Here is a 15,310-nt window from a genome sequence, read left to right as displayed (position 1 = left end):
ACGACGAGATTTTTTATTTTTTGGAGGGATTTTTTTTGGAAAAATTGAAGTTTTCTTTAGTGGTTTTATTAGGTGCCTGTAGCTATGGGGTCCTATCTTCCATTCTAAAAGTTGGATTTTCAAACGGATTTACCTTTCCTGAACTTTTAGGTGGACAGTATGTATTTGGCTGGTTTGGACTATTATTACTCGTTATTTGTTTTTCACGTCATAAAGTATCTTTTAAAAATATATTATCACTGTTAGCAGTTGGGATAACAATGAGTTTAACAAGTATTTTTTACGGGCTATCTGTAAAAGAACTACCTGCATCTATTGCTATTGTGTTGTTATTTCAATTCACATGGATGGGTGTTCTAATTGAAGCAATTGCTAATAAAACTGTTCCAAGTCGTGAAAAGGTCATTTCGATTATTATCTTATTTGTAGGAACGTTGTTTGCTGGAGGGGTATTTGAAGGATTAGGGCAGCAATTATCTATTAAAGGAATAATATTTGGGTTACTAGCAGCTATAACCTTTTCTCTCTATATATTTGCAAGTGGACGTGTTTCCACCGAAGTACCAATCTATTCAAAAAGCTTTCTAATGACAACGAGTGCAACACTATTTGTTTGCTTAGTTTTCCCCCCGACTTACTTGATTGATGGTACACTGCAGGCTGGATTATGGAAATATGCATTAATCCTAGGCTTCTTTGGTGTCGTAATACCAGTCATTTGTTTTTCCACTGGTATACCAAAAGTCGGGACAGGCCTTGGAACAATTTTAGGAGCTGTCGAACTACCAACGGCGGTTATCGCGTCTATTACTCTTGTTCATGAAGTCGTTTCTCCTTTGCAATGGCTTGGAATTGTTTGTATTTTATTAGGTATTTTTATACCACAAGTGTTAGAAGTACGAAAAGAGAAGAGGCTAACCCGTCTTTATGAAACTACAGAAATTTAAAGCGATGTCTACGAAACAAGCTTAACTTGCTAAAATAGACTGGTCTTAAAAGAATCTATTGTACTCAAACTTTTTCAAAATGTAAGGAGCCTTAATAATATGGATGCAAAGTATATTGAATTCAACGAATTTGGCTGTCCTAAAGAAGTGTTAACAATTGAATATAAAACGATTGAACGACCTAAAGATAATGAAGTGCTTGTAAGAATGTTGGTTCGACCTATTAATCCTTCTGATTTAATTCCAATTAGAGGATCGTATGCCCATCGTATTTCATTACCTAACATTCCTGGTTATGAAGGAGTTGGGATTGTAGAAGATGTAGGTCCTTTTGTTTCGAAAAATCTTATTGGTAAACGAGTATTACCTTTACGAGGGGAAGGTACATGGCAAGAGGTTGTAAAGACTTCGGCAGAATTTGTCGTTCCTATACCTGATTCTATTGATGATTTTACAGCTGCCCAAATGTATATCAATCCAGTTACTGCGTGGGTGGTTTGTTCGGAAGTTTTAAAGTTAAAACCAAATGATGTTTTATTAGTGAATGCATGTGGTTCTGCTATTGGACATGTTATTGCGCAATTTGCTAATATTTTGGGTTTTCAATTGATTGCAGTGACAAGAAATAATGACTATACAGAGGAACTACTTCAACTTGGAGCTTCTGCTGTAATTGATACCTCAAAAAGTGCTCTAATTGAAACCGTTATGGAATTAACAAACGGAATGGGGGCAGATGCTGCAATCGATTCTATTGGAGGTACAGATGGCAATGAATTAGCTTTCAGTGTCCACCCTAATGGTCAATTTTTAACTATTGGTCTTTTATCTGGGATACAAGTAAATTGGGCAGCTATTGTCAATCAAGCAAAAGTGAATGCGAATATATTTCATTTACGGCATTGGAATAAAAATGTCTCAACAAGTAAATGGCAAGAAACTTTTAATCATTTGATAAAGCTAATAGAAGGAAAAAAATTACGTTTAAAAATGGTCGATTCGAAGTATGACTTGTCGGATTTTAACAAGGCGATTGACGCAGTTGAATCGACTAAAAAAACGAATGGAAAAGTATTTTTAACAAGCTACTGATATTTTTATTCAAACAGCTGGGCACTATCTTATAAAAAAACTGAGTTGCATGTGCAGCTCTTTTTTTAGATTAATGAATGTTTGACTGGGGCTTTACTACGCATCATAGCGCTCTTTCAGTAAAAGAAAGAGCGTTTTAATTTTCTTTAGGCATCGATTTTTCCAATGCTAATTTTACAAAGTCGAGATATATTAGAAGCTCTTCTGGCAAAAATACATCATTTCGCTTCACGTATCCTACTTGAATTAGATGACTTTCTTCTAACGGAATCGAGATGACGTTGGGATTCATATAATTATTCACGATGCACCCTGTTCCAAGGTTATATCCATTCGTATTAGACAATAGGTTATTCATCGTGCCACGATCTGTTACATAGACTAGCTTTTCAATATTATTGACATGGAGTGTTTCTTCTGCAAAATGTAAAAGCATATCATCCTGCTGGTAGCTTAAATAAGGATAGTCTCGTAATTGTTCAAATGTAATCGTTTGAAAATGAGCTAAAGGATGTTCTTTGCGTAAAAAGACGTGCTGCTTCAATGAAGTCAGTGGAGTAAATAGTAAAGCTTTGGAAATGAAATGACGGTCAAAAAAGTGTTTATTTAATTCGCTTACAGATAAAATACCAATAATACTTCTGCTTGAATAGATGTCATCAATAACGTCTGTAGATTTACCTTCACGAACTGCCAGCTCATATTTTCGTTCTTTAAAATGCTCCATTAAATTCGCAACAGCTTCAATTGCAAAGCCATAATGTTGTGATGAAATAGAAAACTTCGTTAGGCCCATTTTCTTGTCTTTATCAAAATGATGTTTAACAGCCTCCGTTTGTTCCAGTAGCATTTTCGCATAAAACAATAATTCAGTTCCTTCCTTTGTAAACACTACCCCTTTGTTCGTTCGATCTAAAATTGTAATCCCTAGCTCTGCTTCCAAATCACGCACTGATTTACTAATACTAGGTTGTGTTACGAAAAGTGCTGAAGCGGCTTTACTAATTGAATTATGTTTGGCAATCTCTACAAGATAACGAAATTGCTGAAATGTCATTTCCTCACCCACTCTTCTTTTCTTGCTATAACTTTAGTCTATAGCAAGGGGATAAAAAGTTCAATTTTACCTTATGAATGAAGAGATTTAATATAAAAGGAGGATTACAAATAAAGCGAAAAAGAAAGGGAGAAAAAACATGATAAGAGAAGCAACGCCAAAGGACTTAATGGACATTTTAAACATTTATAATGATGCAATTCTCCATACGACTGCTGTATACACATATAAACCCCAAACTCTGGAAAATAGACAAAGTTGGTATGACCAAAAGATGCAGGAGGGAAATCCCATACTCGTATATGAGCTAGATAAAAAAGTGGTAGGCTTTGCGACATTTGGTCCTTTTAGAGCGTGGCCAGCTTATAAATATTCGATTGAGCATTCTATTTATGTAGATAAAAACTATAGAAAAAATGGAATTGGAAAGGCATTGCTTAAAGAATTAATAGCTATTGCAACAGAAAGAGAATACATGACATTAATTGCTGGAATTGATGCTCAAAATGAGAAAAGCATTGATATGCATAAAAACTTTGGCTTTGTCTATTCAGGTACTATTAAAAAAGCAGGTTTTAAATTTAATAGTTGGCTAGATTTAGATTTTTATCAATTAGAGTTGCAAGGTCCTAAAGAACCTGTAGAAGAATAAATCTGTTTGGAAGAAGGGGGAATAAAAGGTGAAGAAGTATTATGTTTTGTTACTTTCAACTTGTTTATTATGGGCAGGAAGTTTTGTTGTTAGTAAAACGCTTGTTGAACATGCTTCACCTATCACCCTGACGACTTTGAGATGGATGATCGCTGTCATTTGTCTTGTGCCTATTGTATGGTGGAAAGAAAAAAAGATTTTGCCTCCAAAAAATGCAATACTTCCTTTAGTTTTAATGGGGTTAACAGGTGTTGTTCTATTTAACCTTCTACAGTTTTTAGCATTAGAGCAGACAACTGCAACAAATGTTGGCTTAATATCAACTTTAAATATGATTTCCATCGCTGCTTGTTCAGCTATATTTTTGAAAGAGAAATTGAATATGCTACAAATTGTTGCAATGAGTGTTTCCTTTTGTGGTGTCATTCTTGTACTATCAAAAGGGAAAATAGACTACTTGTTATCATTGAAGTTTAATACAGGAGATTTGTGGATGCTTGCTGCAGTATGTATATGGGGAATTTATACAATTTGTAGTAAGTGGGCTATGGCCAAAACTTCGGCTTTAATGTCTACTTTATACTCAGCTATTTTTGGACTAATAATGCTTTTACCAATAAGCATACCTAGATTTACTGTTTCCCATATAGATACTTCTTTCATTTGTGGGCTTCTTTATACAGGCGTATTAGCAACAGTCGTATGTATGCTATTTTGGAATATGTGTGTTTACAATATAGGTTCAACAACATCAGGCGTTTTCCTAAATTTTAATCCAATATTTACTGCCATTTTAGCTTTTCTACTATTAGGTGAAAAAATGAGTTGGATACAAGGGATAGGGAGTGTCATAGCAATAGGGGGATGTTTTTTGTTTTCATACTATACAAAAAAGAGTGATATGAAAAAAGATATAGTCGCAAATCAAAGCGTTCAAAATTAATAAGAAACAAATGGTGAAGATGCAAACTATAGGTGCCTGAACTATTGGATATTAATTTTATAAATGAATAATTACAAGGGCTCAAGGCATCATAGTTTATCGACCTTCCTCCCGCATCCATCCTTTGCCTATTTGCTAAATGTACATCTACAATTACACGTTCTCCTTTTCCTGTATAAATCCATGGGAAGTCCTCTCTGCTTTAAATATCCATTGTTGAAGAGGTTGTTGATATTTTGGTAGTATCCAACCTAAAATTTTGCCGATAAAATAGGCGGCAATAAGTGTACCGATTCCTATTGAGCCTAATGAATGAATGAAAATTACACAGATTCCACCAGCCACACAAATATTTATTAAATCGATAGAAATTTTTGCTCTACCAAATTTTATTTTAAATTTTCCACTAATTGCGTAAGTTAACGCATCGTACGGCATTAATGGAAGTTTGGCAGTTGTATAGCCCATTAAGCCGACTGCTATAACAAATAAGCTAATAATTAAAAATACAATTCGAGTAAAGATTGTTTCAGGTGTAGGGAAAAGTTGTACAACAGAGAGCGCTGCATCCATTAAGAACCCAAATAAAAACGAAATTATGAATTGACCTGCAAATTCAGTTAACGCCATTCGTTTACTTAATATTACTTGAATAATAATGTACAAAACATTTGCAAGTGCCATTGTCACACCAACCGATAAACCAGTCGTTAGTGTACTTGCATATGCTAAAGATGATACAGGCGATACGCCAAATCCTGCTTGAATCGACAGGCTAATACCAATCGACATAAAAAATAACCCGAGCACGTACAAAATGATACGCTTCAAGGTTTTAATCTGATGATTCATCATATCTCTCACTTCCTATTTAATATAAGCACTATATATAGAATTATAATGCCAAATTCAAGATATGAAAAATATATATATGATAAACTAATCATATTAAAAAACATATAACGGAGAGATGAAATGGATTTTCGACAACTATATTACTTCAAAGAAATTGTGAAACAAGGAAGTATTTCGAAAGCAGCAGAAGTGCTACATATTGCGCAACCACCGCTTAGTCAGTTGTTAAAAAAGCTTGAAAATGATTTAGGCACAACATTAATTCATCGGTATCGTCAAAAATGGGAGCTGACAGAAACAGGTGAAATACTATATCAATATGCCAATCAAATGCTAATGCAAATGCAAGATGTAAAGCAGAGAATTCAAGAAATTGAACAAGGTATAGGAGGAACAGTAAGTATTGGTGTATCATCTTCATGTTCGAACATGCTTATTGACTATGTCAGTATGTTTAGAACACAATATCCGAATGTTAAGATGAATATAGTAACAGGGAATTCAGAAGAATTATTAAAAAGACTCGAGCAAAGAGAGATTGATGTTGCCTTACTTTTACGCTTGGGCAATAACGAACAGTATGAGATGAAAAAATTAAAAGAACATCCAACCGCTGTGATTATCCCTAAAAGTTGGGCAACATCTTTTTCAGCACAGCATGTGACGATTGAACAGATTGCCCAGTTTCCATTCATAATGCTAGGATCAATGGAAGGCCTCTCCTTTCATGAAGACCTCTTCAAAGTGTTTGATGAACATCAGGTTAAGCCAAATATCATTATTGAGTGTAAAGATTTGAGGATGGTTGAGGCGCTTGTTAGTAGAGGATTAGGATTATCCGTTATTCCAAGAATGGATTACACATCACCATTTTTAGAACATACAACGCTTTTTGAATTGAAACAATTTGATTTTCATCTAGAGCCTGTATTAGTTAAATTAAAGGGCCAACAAGTTTCCAAAGCGGCCTCTCAATTTTGGGAAATGGTTGATTAATTAACTGCGTTATAGCTCCCAGTTAACGGTGTAGCCGAGTGCAATAATAATTGCTATGTACAAGAACCGAAGGAGTGCTGAATTTGGAAGAGTTTGAAGTTTTCCTCCCAAGAAATAAACATGATGTCGATAAGGTTGAAGAAATTAAAAAACTGGATAGCAATATACTAGTGTCTTTATTGCCTGAGCTACTCGTATTTACGCAGGATATGAACTGGCCAGTTGCACCCGGTATATTGGAAATTCTGTTAACTTTCCCTAAAGAAATTGTCCCCCATGTACATGCTGTTTTATCTTCAGATGATGATAACTGGAAGTGGTTTATTCTTCACTTTTTAGTTATTGAATTGCCATTAGAGTCAAGAGAGCAGTTTAAAGAATATTTAACGAGGGTGGCCGAAACCCCTACAGAAGTTGAGCTTGCAGAAGAACTTGATGAAATTGCAAAGGAAATTTTAGCAACGCTTTGAAAAATGACCCGATGAGAATTACCACTACAAAAAGATAAACATAAATTGGAAATTCGACGACTTTAATGGATTTAATCCAAATAAATCTCAAGTTGCTAATACAACTTAAAAGAAGCTGCACTCACAGCTTCTTTCCTGATATGTATAGCATTTTATTTCAAAGTATAAGTTTGAAAGCCCTGAATCATAATTTCGCTAACAGACTCTGTTAGCTCTTTTAAAGAACAGACGATTTTTCCTGCTAACCAGTCCTGATACACCGACATTTGCCCACCTACTAAAAAATGAACACGTAACATAAATTCTTGACGTTCTTGTTCGGATTGAATTGTTTCTTTATAACTCATTATTTTCTCTACAAGAACGTCTTTTAGTTTCACTACAAAGCAAGGTGCCTGTTGTACAAAAACTAACTTTCGATAAAATTCAATATCTTGCTGTAAAAAGTCGTTCATTTTAAGTAAAAATGGCATAGGATTTTGAATTAATTCGATGGCTCTAAAATCATTGAGATACTCCAACATTTTCCCCATGATTTCATTTTCAATTTCTTCGATGACAGCTAAGATATCCGCGTAATGGGCATAAAATGTCCCTCTACTTATTTCAGCTTTTTCTACAATATTTTTAACAGTTATCTTTTCAAAATCCTTTTCCAACACTAATTCAATAAATGCGTGCCTAATCATTTTTCTTGATCGAATAGCGCTTTTGTATTCTGCTTTCCCACTCATTTATTTTCTCTCCTAAAATTTTTTTAAAAGTTGAACATTATTATAAGGAAATGTTCAAAGTTGTACATATAGGCGAAAATTGAACATTGCTCCCATTTATGAGGCTAAGTATACTGTATCTATAATCAAAAGTATACACTTGTACGATTTTGTGATGACTTAAAAAAAACAAAATAAACCTTTATTTAGTGAACTGAAAGTGAGAGAGATAATCATGAAGAAAGTAGTGAATTGGCGATTAGCTTCGTTCGTTATATGGATAGCAGTTACAGTTATTATTGTTGCGACGATGCCGAATTTAGATCAATTGGTAAGAGAAAAAGGACAAATTACGATTCCTGAAAGTGCCCAAAGTAATCTAGCGGAGGATATGCTTAATCAAATGGATGAAGGTAATGGAGAAAGTTATCAAATTATCGTTGTCTTTAATAGTGGTAATGATAAAGCATTTACAGAGGAACAAAAAGAAGATGTAGGAAATATAATTGATGAATTAAAAAATAAACGATTACAGCTTGGTATTAATGATATTGTAACGCATTTAGATAATGAACAAACAGCTAATCAACTCATTTCTCAAGATAAAACTACTATCTTAGCACAGCTTTCAGTAGAGAAAATTGATAGGGAAATTTCTGAGGTAACAAAGGAACTTTATAAAATTGTAGATAATAAGAAAGTAGACACATATTTGACGGGAAACAGTCTTGTAATGGAAGATTTTGTGCAATCAACGCAAGAAGGCATTAAGAAAACAGAAGTAATCGCGATTATTTTTATTATTGCTGTGCTCATTCTTGTATTCCAATCTCCAATAGTGCCGCTCATCTCCCTTATATCTGTAGGAGTCTCTTATTTAGTATCGCTAGGAATCATTGCGCACTTAGTAAATCAGTTTAATTACCCTTTCTCTAATTTCACGCAAGTGTTTTTAGTCGTAATCTTATTCGGTATCGGAACGGATTATAATATATTACTATTCACACGATTCAAAGAAGAGCTGGTGAAGCAAGAAGATACTTGGACAGCAGTTCGAGTAACATATAAAACTGCTGGAAAAACCGTCCTGTATAGTGCACTTGCAGTGTTTATTGGTTTTATGACCCTTCTTTTAGCAGAATTTAGTTTATACCAAGCAAGTTCAGCTGTAGCGATAGGGGTAGCTGTACTTGTACTAGTTTTAATGACCTTAAATCCATTTTTTATGGCATTACTAGGGAAGAAGATGTTTTGGCCGGTTAAAACGTTTAATGGACATAGTGATAGTAAAATCTGGGGATATTTAGCTAAGACGTCTGTTTTAAGACCTTTACTAGTTCTAGTCTTTATAGCTATCCTGTGTGTTCCATTTGTCATTAATTATAGTAATGCGCTAAGTTACAATGATTTGTTGGAAGTAGATGATAGTTTTGCTTCTAAGCAAGGAATCAATGTTATTGAAGCGCACTATCCTTCTGGATTTTCTTCACCAGCTAGCCTTGTTATTCAGTCCGAGGATGCATTGGATAATGCAAAATCATTACAAGCATTAGATGAACTGGCTGAACAAATATCACGGGTCGACGGTGTATCTGAAGTAATGACTGTAACTCGTCCAACAGGAGAAAAAATAGATGACTTATATATTTCTGAGCAAACAAAAGCATTAAATAATGGTCTAGGCGATGCGAATGACGGTGTTGATAAAATAAATACTGGGTTGGCCTCAGCCGAGCAACATTTCAACCAAACAGACACAAGTAGTGTACAAAATATCCAAAAATTAATTAATGGAACAAATGAAGTGAAAAAAGGTGTTTCTAGTTTAGGGAATGCCGTAAATCAATTATCGAACGGTGTAGGTGCTGGCGCAAGTGGTGCTCAAGATTTAGAAAATGGTTTAGCATCTGTAAAAGAAAATATGAATATTTTATCGGTGTCGATGTCACAAGTATTGAATGGTTATACGGAAATCGAAAAGGGTTTAACCTCATATAACACCTATTTTTCAAACATTAGTCAAGCCATTGAAAATGCCCAAAATGGCTTTGAACAAATTGAAGCGTTAATGAACGCTTTAGTACAATCAAAACCAGAGTTGTCTAATGATGTGAATGTACAAACGACACTTGAGATTGCTTCAGCTGGAAAGCGGCAGCTAGGACAATTATCAGAGGAACTACAAGCATTGAGAGCACAGCATAATGAGGTAATGAATTCATTTGGAGAAGCAAATGCTTCACTTGCCAAAGTAAGCAGTGGTTTCTCACAATTACAAACTGGTGTGAATCAACTATATGAAGGTTCATCGAGCTTAAAGCAAGGATTGCAATCAGCTGCTGACGGTTCCAGACAAATTGGAAGTCAAACACCTGCCCTTGAGTCAGGTTTGACGACTATTAATGAGGGGCAAGAACAACTACTTACAGGTCTAACTGATTTAGCAGATAAAATGCAATCTTTACAATCGGGATTAACAGAAAGTACGGAAGGCTTAAATGAAATTAGCACAGGTTTAACCGATGCCCGAGATTATTTATCGGGTCTTAGTGAATCAAATGCTTCTGAGAAATTCTATATTCCGCAAGAAGTTTTAGAAAGTGATGAGTTTCAAAAATCGTTGAATATGTATATGTCTGATAATCGAAAAATTGCTAAAATCGGTATCATATTAGACGTTAATCCATATTCAAAAGAAGCAATGACAATTATTAAGCGAGTAGACAACGAAGTGCAGGCTTTTATCAAAAATGGTGAGCTAAGTAATGTGAAGGTAGCAATCGGAGGAAAAACATCTCAAAATGTAGATCTTGAAGAGATTGCGAGTGGGGATTTCACCCGAACAGCAACTATTATGCTAATTGGGATTGGGATTATTCTAATCATCATTACTCGTTCAGTTTTGAAACCAATTTTTATTATAGCATCATTAGTATTAGCATATTTTACTTCACTTGGAATGAGTGAGTTAATAAGTGGCCAATTATTAAATGTAAGTGAGCTAGGATGGAATGTACCGTTCTTTAGTTTCATCATGATTGTAGCGTTAGGCGTTGACTACAGTATTTTCTTAATGATGCGTTATAAAGAGTCGGGAGGTCATTCTACAGAAGCGATTGTCAATGCAGCACGGCATATCGGTGGTGTTGTGATTTCAGCAGCTATTATTCTAGGAGGTACATTTGCGGCATTGATTCCTTCAGGGGTCATTACGCTTATAGAAGTAGCCATGACTGTTATACTCGGTCTTTTCTTACTAAGCTTTATAATGTTGCCGATTTTAATACCATCGTTGTTAGGGGCAGTGGATCTTATTTCTAGAATTGGCCGAAAGAAGGAGTAACGTAGAAATAACTATTATATGAAATTCGGTTTTTAAATAGTATATTAATGGACTTCACTATCGTGAGGTCCTTATTTTGGCGACAACAGGTGAAGGTTTGGGAGGAAGGGTATTTATGGAAAGTGGAGAATTTTATAAATAAGGAGTGAGGTGTTTGATTGAATAAGATAAAAACCGAAACAGAAAGATTAGTTATTCGATTAATAGAAGAGGAAGATTATTCTACTTGGCTTTCCCAATATGAAAATCGTTTACCTTCTCAGCATAAATACGATGAAGGTAAAATAGATATGAGTATTTGTACGAAAGAATGGTTTCATGATTTAGTTACAGAACATTTTCAACTGGCTGTTGATGACAAAGTATATATATTTGGTGTGTTTAGAAAAGTCGATAATACTCATATTGGCTTTATAGACTTTTCGACAATTATGAGGAGAGAATTTCAATGGGCTAGATTCGGTTATACGATCCATAACCAATTTTGGAGACAAGGTTATGGTAAAGAGGCTGTAAAAGCAGCGATTGATTTAGCGTTTGAAAAATTAAATTATCATCGAATAGAAGCTCACATAAATATTGATAATATACCGTCTATAAAATTGGCAGAAAGTGTTGGAATGGTCTATGAATGTACAAGGAAAGGTTTCATCTACGAGAACGACAAATGGACTGATCACCTAGTCTACTTTATAAACGCAAATCATTGAGTTGCATAAGCAGCTCTTTTTTTATTGAACAAATGATACCTTATTACTTCAAAAAATGTTGACATTGTCCACTAAATTCATTAATATTTGTTGACATAGTCCACAAATAAAGGAATGCGAATATGAACGTAAATGATAATATTATCGCTGATATACGGCAATTCAATCGGTTTTATACGAATTTACTTGGGTTATTAGATAAACATGTTTTGGATACCGGTTATTCTTTTACAGAGGCACGAGTAATTGTTGAGATTGGTTTGTTGGAACAGTGTATTTCAAACAATTTAGTTGAAAATCTAAATATTGATCGTAGTTACATGAGCAGAATCATTACTAAGCTTAGTAATGATGGACTAATTAGTAAAGAATCATCGATACTGGATAACAGAACAAAATTGATTCGATTGACACCTAAAGGGCTTGCTTTATTTGATCAACTCAATGAGAAATCTGATGAACAAATCGTGAAATTACTGCAAGGTTTGTCACCAATGGAGATTAACGAAATACATGCCTCTATGTTAATGATTCAAAAGAAATTAAATATGTTGGAGGAAATATAAAATGATACGTTTTGAAAGTGATTATGCAGAAGGTGCTCATAAGCAAATTCTGAACCGACTAATCGAAACGAATGAAGAGCAGACACCTGGTTATGGAATGGATGAACATTGTGATAAAGCCAGATCTTACATTCGAAAAGCGTGTGGTGCAGACAATGCAGATGTGCACTTCTTAGTTGGAGGAACTCAAACGAATACGACAATTATCGCGTCCATTTTGCGTCCACATCAAGGTGCAGTTGCTGCTATTACAGGTCATATTGCTGTACATGAAACAGGCGCAATTGAAGCCACAGGTCATAAAGTACTTACTTTACCGAGTGATGATGGCAAAATTACAGCACAACAAGTAAAAGAATTATATGATGCGCATTGGAATGATGTCACGCATGAACATATGGTTCAGCCAGGCTTAGTTTACATATCTCATCCTAGCGAGAATGGGACGACTTACAGTAAATCCGAATTAGAGGAGTTAAGCAAAGTTTGCCGACAATGTAGTTTGCCATTGGTTATGGATGGAGCTCGATTAGGATATGGTCTTGTGTCCAAAGATAGCGATTTATCCTTAGAAGATATCGCTAGACTTTGTGATGTGTTCTATATCGGTGGAACGAAAGTAGGTGCAATGTTTGGGGAAGCAGTAGTCATCATAAATGATAATCTTAAAAAGGATTTTCGCTATTTTATCAAACAAAATGGAGGAATGCTCGCTAAGGGGAGACTGTTAGGAATCCAGTTTGAAACATTGTTTGAAGATGGCTTATACTATGAGATTTCTAATCATGCTGTGGAACTGGCGATGATGATCCGAGAGGCATTTGTTGAAGAAGGTTATTCATTAAGATATGATTCGAAAACAAATCAACAGTTTCCTATTTTACCAAATGATGTGTTAACTAAATTAGGTAAGAACTATTCATTTTCCTTTTGGGAACAGTTCGATGCTACGCAAAGTGTTGTAAGATTTTGTACTAGCTGGGCAACTAAAAAGGAAGATGTAGAAATACTAATTGAGGATATTAGGAAATTAAAATATAGCTAAGTTATAGAGGAATCCATTTTAAAGACTTTTTGAAATGGATTTTTTTATTTATCAAATAGTTTATGATTTCTTACATAATAAATATTTTAAAATTTTTGAACGAAATGAAGTATTTTACAGTCTAATGAAGGAAGGAGGCGAAAAGGATGGAATTTGAAATCACACAACGTGCTATATGTGGGGATCATCAAGCGATACTTTCTCTTATTGAAATGGATGAAGATATTTTATATCGCATGTCTTTTACATATATGAAAAATGAGCAAGACGCTTTAGACGTAATGCAGGAGCTAGTTTATAAGGCACTTAAAAAAATGCATACCGTTCAACAGCACGAATATGCCAGAACATGGCTCGTGCGTGTCTTAATCAATTGTTGTAAAGATCATTTACGTAAACGCCAACAAACCGTTCAAATTGAAGAATATCACTTATTTGAATGGGCCATTTACTCAGATATTGAGAAATTGTTAGAGCAATTAACCTTATCAGAGCAGCAACTCGTCTATATGAAATATTTTCAGCAACTAAAAAATAAAGAAATTGCCGAACTCAATCATATTCCTGAGGGTACTGTAAAGTCTAAGCTTCATCACATTCTAAAAAAACTTAGAACCTTCGCAAGAGAAAAGGAGGACTGGCTATGAGTAAACTACCGATTGACGTTCCAAAGGACAAACTTCAACAAATTCGGGTTAATGCATTGAGTAAAGTGAGGCGAGAAAAAAGAACAAAGAAGCGAATTGCTTCGGTTGCAATCGTATTTTTGTGTTGTTTAAGTCTTTTATTTTCAATTCGCGTATCGCCAACAATTGCAAGCTATGTTGCAAAAATACCTGGTCTCGAGGCTATTGTATTAGCGGTAGGAAGAGATAAAGGGATAAAAGATATTGTGGATAATCATTACTATGAAGAAATCAATGTGACGCAAAATAAAGATGGCTTATCGCTTACATTGCAAGGGGTTATAGCAGATTATTCGGGATTTGTCCTTTACTATGATGCGGATGCGCCATTTGAATTATTTTTGGAGAAAGTGCAATTGTTCCAAGGAGAGGATGAAATTGAATGCGGTTGTTCTTTTACTCATAATGCAAGTAATCAAACAAACATCTCATCTTCAGTCGATTTTAGTTTTTTAGAGCCTATCGCCTATACTTCAAAGGATTTTAAAGCAATTTTTCACTTTAATGATAAAGAAAAAGGGAATATTGAAATGACGATTCCGTTTACTTTACAAAATGATATCGCCAAGGAGAAAGTATTTACTGCGAATCGTACAGTTGATGTCGCTGGTCAGAAATTTACGGTGACACAAATTCGCCAGTCACCATTAAAAATGGCACTCGATATTGAAGTAGACGAAGACAATACAATGCAAATATTAGCACTGGATGATATTGCAGTCGAAACGGAAAGTGGTGAGCGTAGAAAAACACTTAGAAATCGCTCATCAACATATTATAATGCCAATGGAAAATTCACGGTATATTTGCAAAGTAATTATTTTAATGATCCACAGGAATTGACGTTGATGATTGGTGCTGTTCAAGCAGTGCCAAAGGGTGAAGATTTTATCGAAGTTGATTTTGCTACACAGGAAATAATATCAAAACCAGATTATTTAGATTGGGATATAGCTGTAGAGGGACAAAGCTTAAAAACTGCTGCAAAGAAATGGGATAATCTCATGAGGAGCCATTCGTTTTTTTCGAATGCTATAAAAGCAGATGGCACAGTGTTAGAATTTGCAAGGGGCTCGTACTCAGATGATGATGAACATCTATACTCAACGGAAACCTTTAAAAACTACGATGGTAAAGCCAAAATAAAGATAGTCTATTTCTACAATCCTATTGGAGAAAATATTGAATTGAAAATTCCAATGAAATAAAGTTCAGATGTTCAAAAGGGAGGCGAT

At 34.7% G+C, this 15,310-nt stretch carries 15 protein-coding genes; 12 read left to right on the top strand and 3 right to left on the bottom strand.

All coding sequences use genetic code 11. From position 1 onward, the window contains the following. Positions 1 to 35: 35 nt before the first annotated feature. Positions 36 to 947, top strand: a complete 912-nt coding sequence (locus ACIP9G_RS10030) for an EamA family transporter (protein WP_401019057.1) — start codon at positions 36 to 38, stop codon at positions 945 to 947. A gap of 99 nt (positions 948 to 1,046) precedes the next feature. Next, positions 1,047 to 2,039, top strand: coding sequence for a zinc-dependent alcohol dehydrogenase family protein (locus ACIP9G_RS10025; protein WP_401019055.1), 993 nt, complete (start codon positions 1,047 to 1,049; stop codon positions 2,037 to 2,039). 136 nt (positions 2,040 to 2,175) lie between these two features. On the opposite strand, the gene ACIP9G_RS10020 is transcribed toward ACIP9G_RS10025, so the two are convergent. Next, complete coding sequence (locus tag ACIP9G_RS10020; RefSeq protein WP_340825644.1) at positions 2,176 to 3,096, bottom strand: LysR family transcriptional regulator; 921 nt, start codon at positions 3,094 to 3,096, stop codon at positions 2,176 to 2,178. 139 nt (positions 3,097 to 3,235) lie between these two features. Between ACIP9G_RS10020 and ACIP9G_RS10015 the strand changes: the two genes are divergently transcribed. Then, positions 3,236 to 3,748 carry a GNAT family N-acetyltransferase gene (locus tag ACIP9G_RS10015; RefSeq protein ID WP_401019054.1) on the top strand — a complete coding sequence of 171 codons (513 nt, stop codon included), beginning with the start codon at positions 3,236 to 3,238 and terminating at the stop codon, positions 3,746 to 3,748. A gap of 28 nt (positions 3,749 to 3,776) precedes the next feature. Next, positions 3,777 to 4,691: a DMT family transporter gene (locus ACIP9G_RS10010; protein WP_401019052.1), complete on the top strand. Its 915-nt coding sequence runs from the start codon at positions 3,777 to 3,779 to the stop codon at positions 4,689 to 4,691. 153 nt (positions 4,692 to 4,844) lie between these two features. Here ACIP9G_RS10010 and ACIP9G_RS10005 read toward each other — a convergent pair whose 3' ends face one another. Further along, positions 4,845 to 5,543, bottom strand: a complete 699-nt coding sequence (locus tag ACIP9G_RS10005; protein WP_401019090.1) for a YczE/YyaS/YitT family protein — start codon at positions 5,541 to 5,543, stop codon at positions 4,845 to 4,847. Between the two features lie 123 nt (positions 5,544 to 5,666). On the opposite strand from ACIP9G_RS10005, the gene ACIP9G_RS10000 reads away from it, so the two are divergent. Together ACIP9G_RS10000 and ACIP9G_RS09995 are read left to right on the top strand one after the other, a co-directional pair. Continuing rightward, positions 5,667 to 6,542 (top strand): LysR family transcriptional regulator, encoded by an 876-nt coding sequence (locus ACIP9G_RS10000; RefSeq protein ID WP_401019051.1) that lies wholly within the window; start codon positions 5,667 to 5,669, stop codon positions 6,540 to 6,542. An 83-nt stretch (positions 6,543 to 6,625) separates the two neighbouring features. Beyond that, a complete protein-coding gene (locus ACIP9G_RS09995; RefSeq protein WP_401019050.1) occupies positions 6,626 to 7,012 on the top strand; it encodes a DUF5071 domain-containing protein in 387 nt (128 codons plus the stop codon). A 152-nt stretch (positions 7,013 to 7,164) separates the two neighbouring features. On the opposite strand, the gene ACIP9G_RS09990 is transcribed toward ACIP9G_RS09995, so the two are convergent. Further along, positions 7,165 to 7,746, bottom strand: a complete 582-nt coding sequence (locus ACIP9G_RS09990; RefSeq protein ID WP_401019049.1) for a TetR/AcrR family transcriptional regulator — start codon at positions 7,744 to 7,746, stop codon at positions 7,165 to 7,167. Positions 7,747 to 7,960: 214 nt separating this feature from the next. On the opposite strand from ACIP9G_RS09990, the gene ACIP9G_RS09985 reads away from it, so the two are divergent. From ACIP9G_RS09985 to ACIP9G_RS09960, 6 genes are all read left to right on the top strand, one after another. After that, entirely contained in the window at positions 7,961 to 11,068 is a 3,108-nt protein-coding gene (locus tag ACIP9G_RS09985; protein WP_401019048.1) for an MMPL family transporter, read from the top strand. A 158-nt stretch (positions 11,069 to 11,226) separates the two neighbouring features. Further along, positions 11,227 to 11,778, top strand: a complete 552-nt coding sequence (locus tag ACIP9G_RS09980) for a GNAT family N-acetyltransferase (protein ID WP_401019047.1) — start codon at positions 11,227 to 11,229, stop codon at positions 11,776 to 11,778. A 122-nt stretch (positions 11,779 to 11,900) separates the two neighbouring features. Next, complete coding sequence (locus ACIP9G_RS09975; RefSeq protein ID WP_401019046.1) at positions 11,901 to 12,344, top strand: MarR family winged helix-turn-helix transcriptional regulator; 444 nt, start codon at positions 11,901 to 11,903, stop codon at positions 12,342 to 12,344. 1 nt (position 12,345) lies between these two features. Further along, positions 12,346 to 13,389 (top strand): threonine aldolase family protein, encoded by a 1,044-nt coding sequence (locus ACIP9G_RS09970; RefSeq protein ID WP_401019044.1) that lies wholly within the window; start codon positions 12,346 to 12,348, stop codon positions 13,387 to 13,389. A gap of 146 nt (positions 13,390 to 13,535) precedes the next feature. Continuing rightward, positions 13,536 to 14,036 (top strand): sigma-70 family RNA polymerase sigma factor, encoded by a 501-nt coding sequence (locus tag ACIP9G_RS09965; RefSeq protein ID WP_401019042.1) that lies wholly within the window; start codon positions 13,536 to 13,538, stop codon positions 14,034 to 14,036. Then, positions 14,033 to 15,283 (top strand): DUF4179 domain-containing protein, encoded by a 1,251-nt coding sequence (locus tag ACIP9G_RS09960; RefSeq protein ID WP_401019041.1) that lies wholly within the window; start codon positions 14,033 to 14,035, stop codon positions 15,281 to 15,283. The genes ACIP9G_RS09965 and ACIP9G_RS09960 overlap by 4 nt, the downstream gene beginning before the upstream one ends. Positions 15,284 to 15,310 lie beyond the last annotated feature (27 nt).

Origin of the sequence: Lysinibacillus sp. NPDC093197, from assembly GCF_044754025.1 — a bacterium.
Taxonomy (GTDB): Bacteria; Bacillota; Bacilli; order Bacillales_A; family Planococcaceae; genus Lysinibacillus.
Note: the sequence above shows the minus strand (reverse complement) of the source record. Positions and strands in the feature narration are given on the sequence as shown.

Coding starts and splice junctions, on each gene's coding strand:
- ACIP9G_RS10025 (WP_401019055.1), top strand. CDS start 1,047: ATGGATGCAAAGTATATTGAATTCAACGAATTTGGCTGTCCTAAAGAA.
- ACIP9G_RS10020 (WP_340825644.1), bottom strand. CDS start 3,096: ATGACATTTCAGCAATTTCGTTATCTTGTAGAGATTGCCAAACATAAT.
- ACIP9G_RS10015 (WP_401019054.1), top strand. CDS start 3,236: ATGATAAGAGAAGCAACGCCAAAGGACTTAATGGACATTTTAAACATT.
- ACIP9G_RS10005 (WP_401019090.1), bottom strand. CDS start 5,543: ATGAATCATCAGATTAAAACCTTGAAGCGTATCATTTTGTACGTGCTC.
- ACIP9G_RS10000 (WP_401019051.1), top strand. CDS start 5,667: ATGGATTTTCGACAACTATATTACTTCAAAGAAATTGTGAAACAAGGA.
- ACIP9G_RS09990 (WP_401019049.1), bottom strand. CDS start 7,746: ATGAGTGGGAAAGCAGAATACAAAAGCGCTATTCGATCAAGAAAAATG.
- ACIP9G_RS09985 (WP_401019048.1), top strand. CDS start 7,961: ATGAAGAAAGTAGTGAATTGGCGATTAGCTTCGTTCGTTATATGGATA.
- ACIP9G_RS09975 (WP_401019046.1), top strand. CDS start 11,901: ATGAACGTAAATGATAATATTATCGCTGATATACGGCAATTCAATCGG.
- ACIP9G_RS09970 (WP_401019044.1), top strand. CDS start 12,346: ATGATACGTTTTGAAAGTGATTATGCAGAAGGTGCTCATAAGCAAATT.
- ACIP9G_RS09965 (WP_401019042.1), top strand. CDS start 13,536: ATGGAATTTGAAATCACACAACGTGCTATATGTGGGGATCATCAAGCG.
- ACIP9G_RS09960 (WP_401019041.1), top strand. CDS start 14,033: ATGAGTAAACTACCGATTGACGTTCCAAAGGACAAACTTCAACAAATT.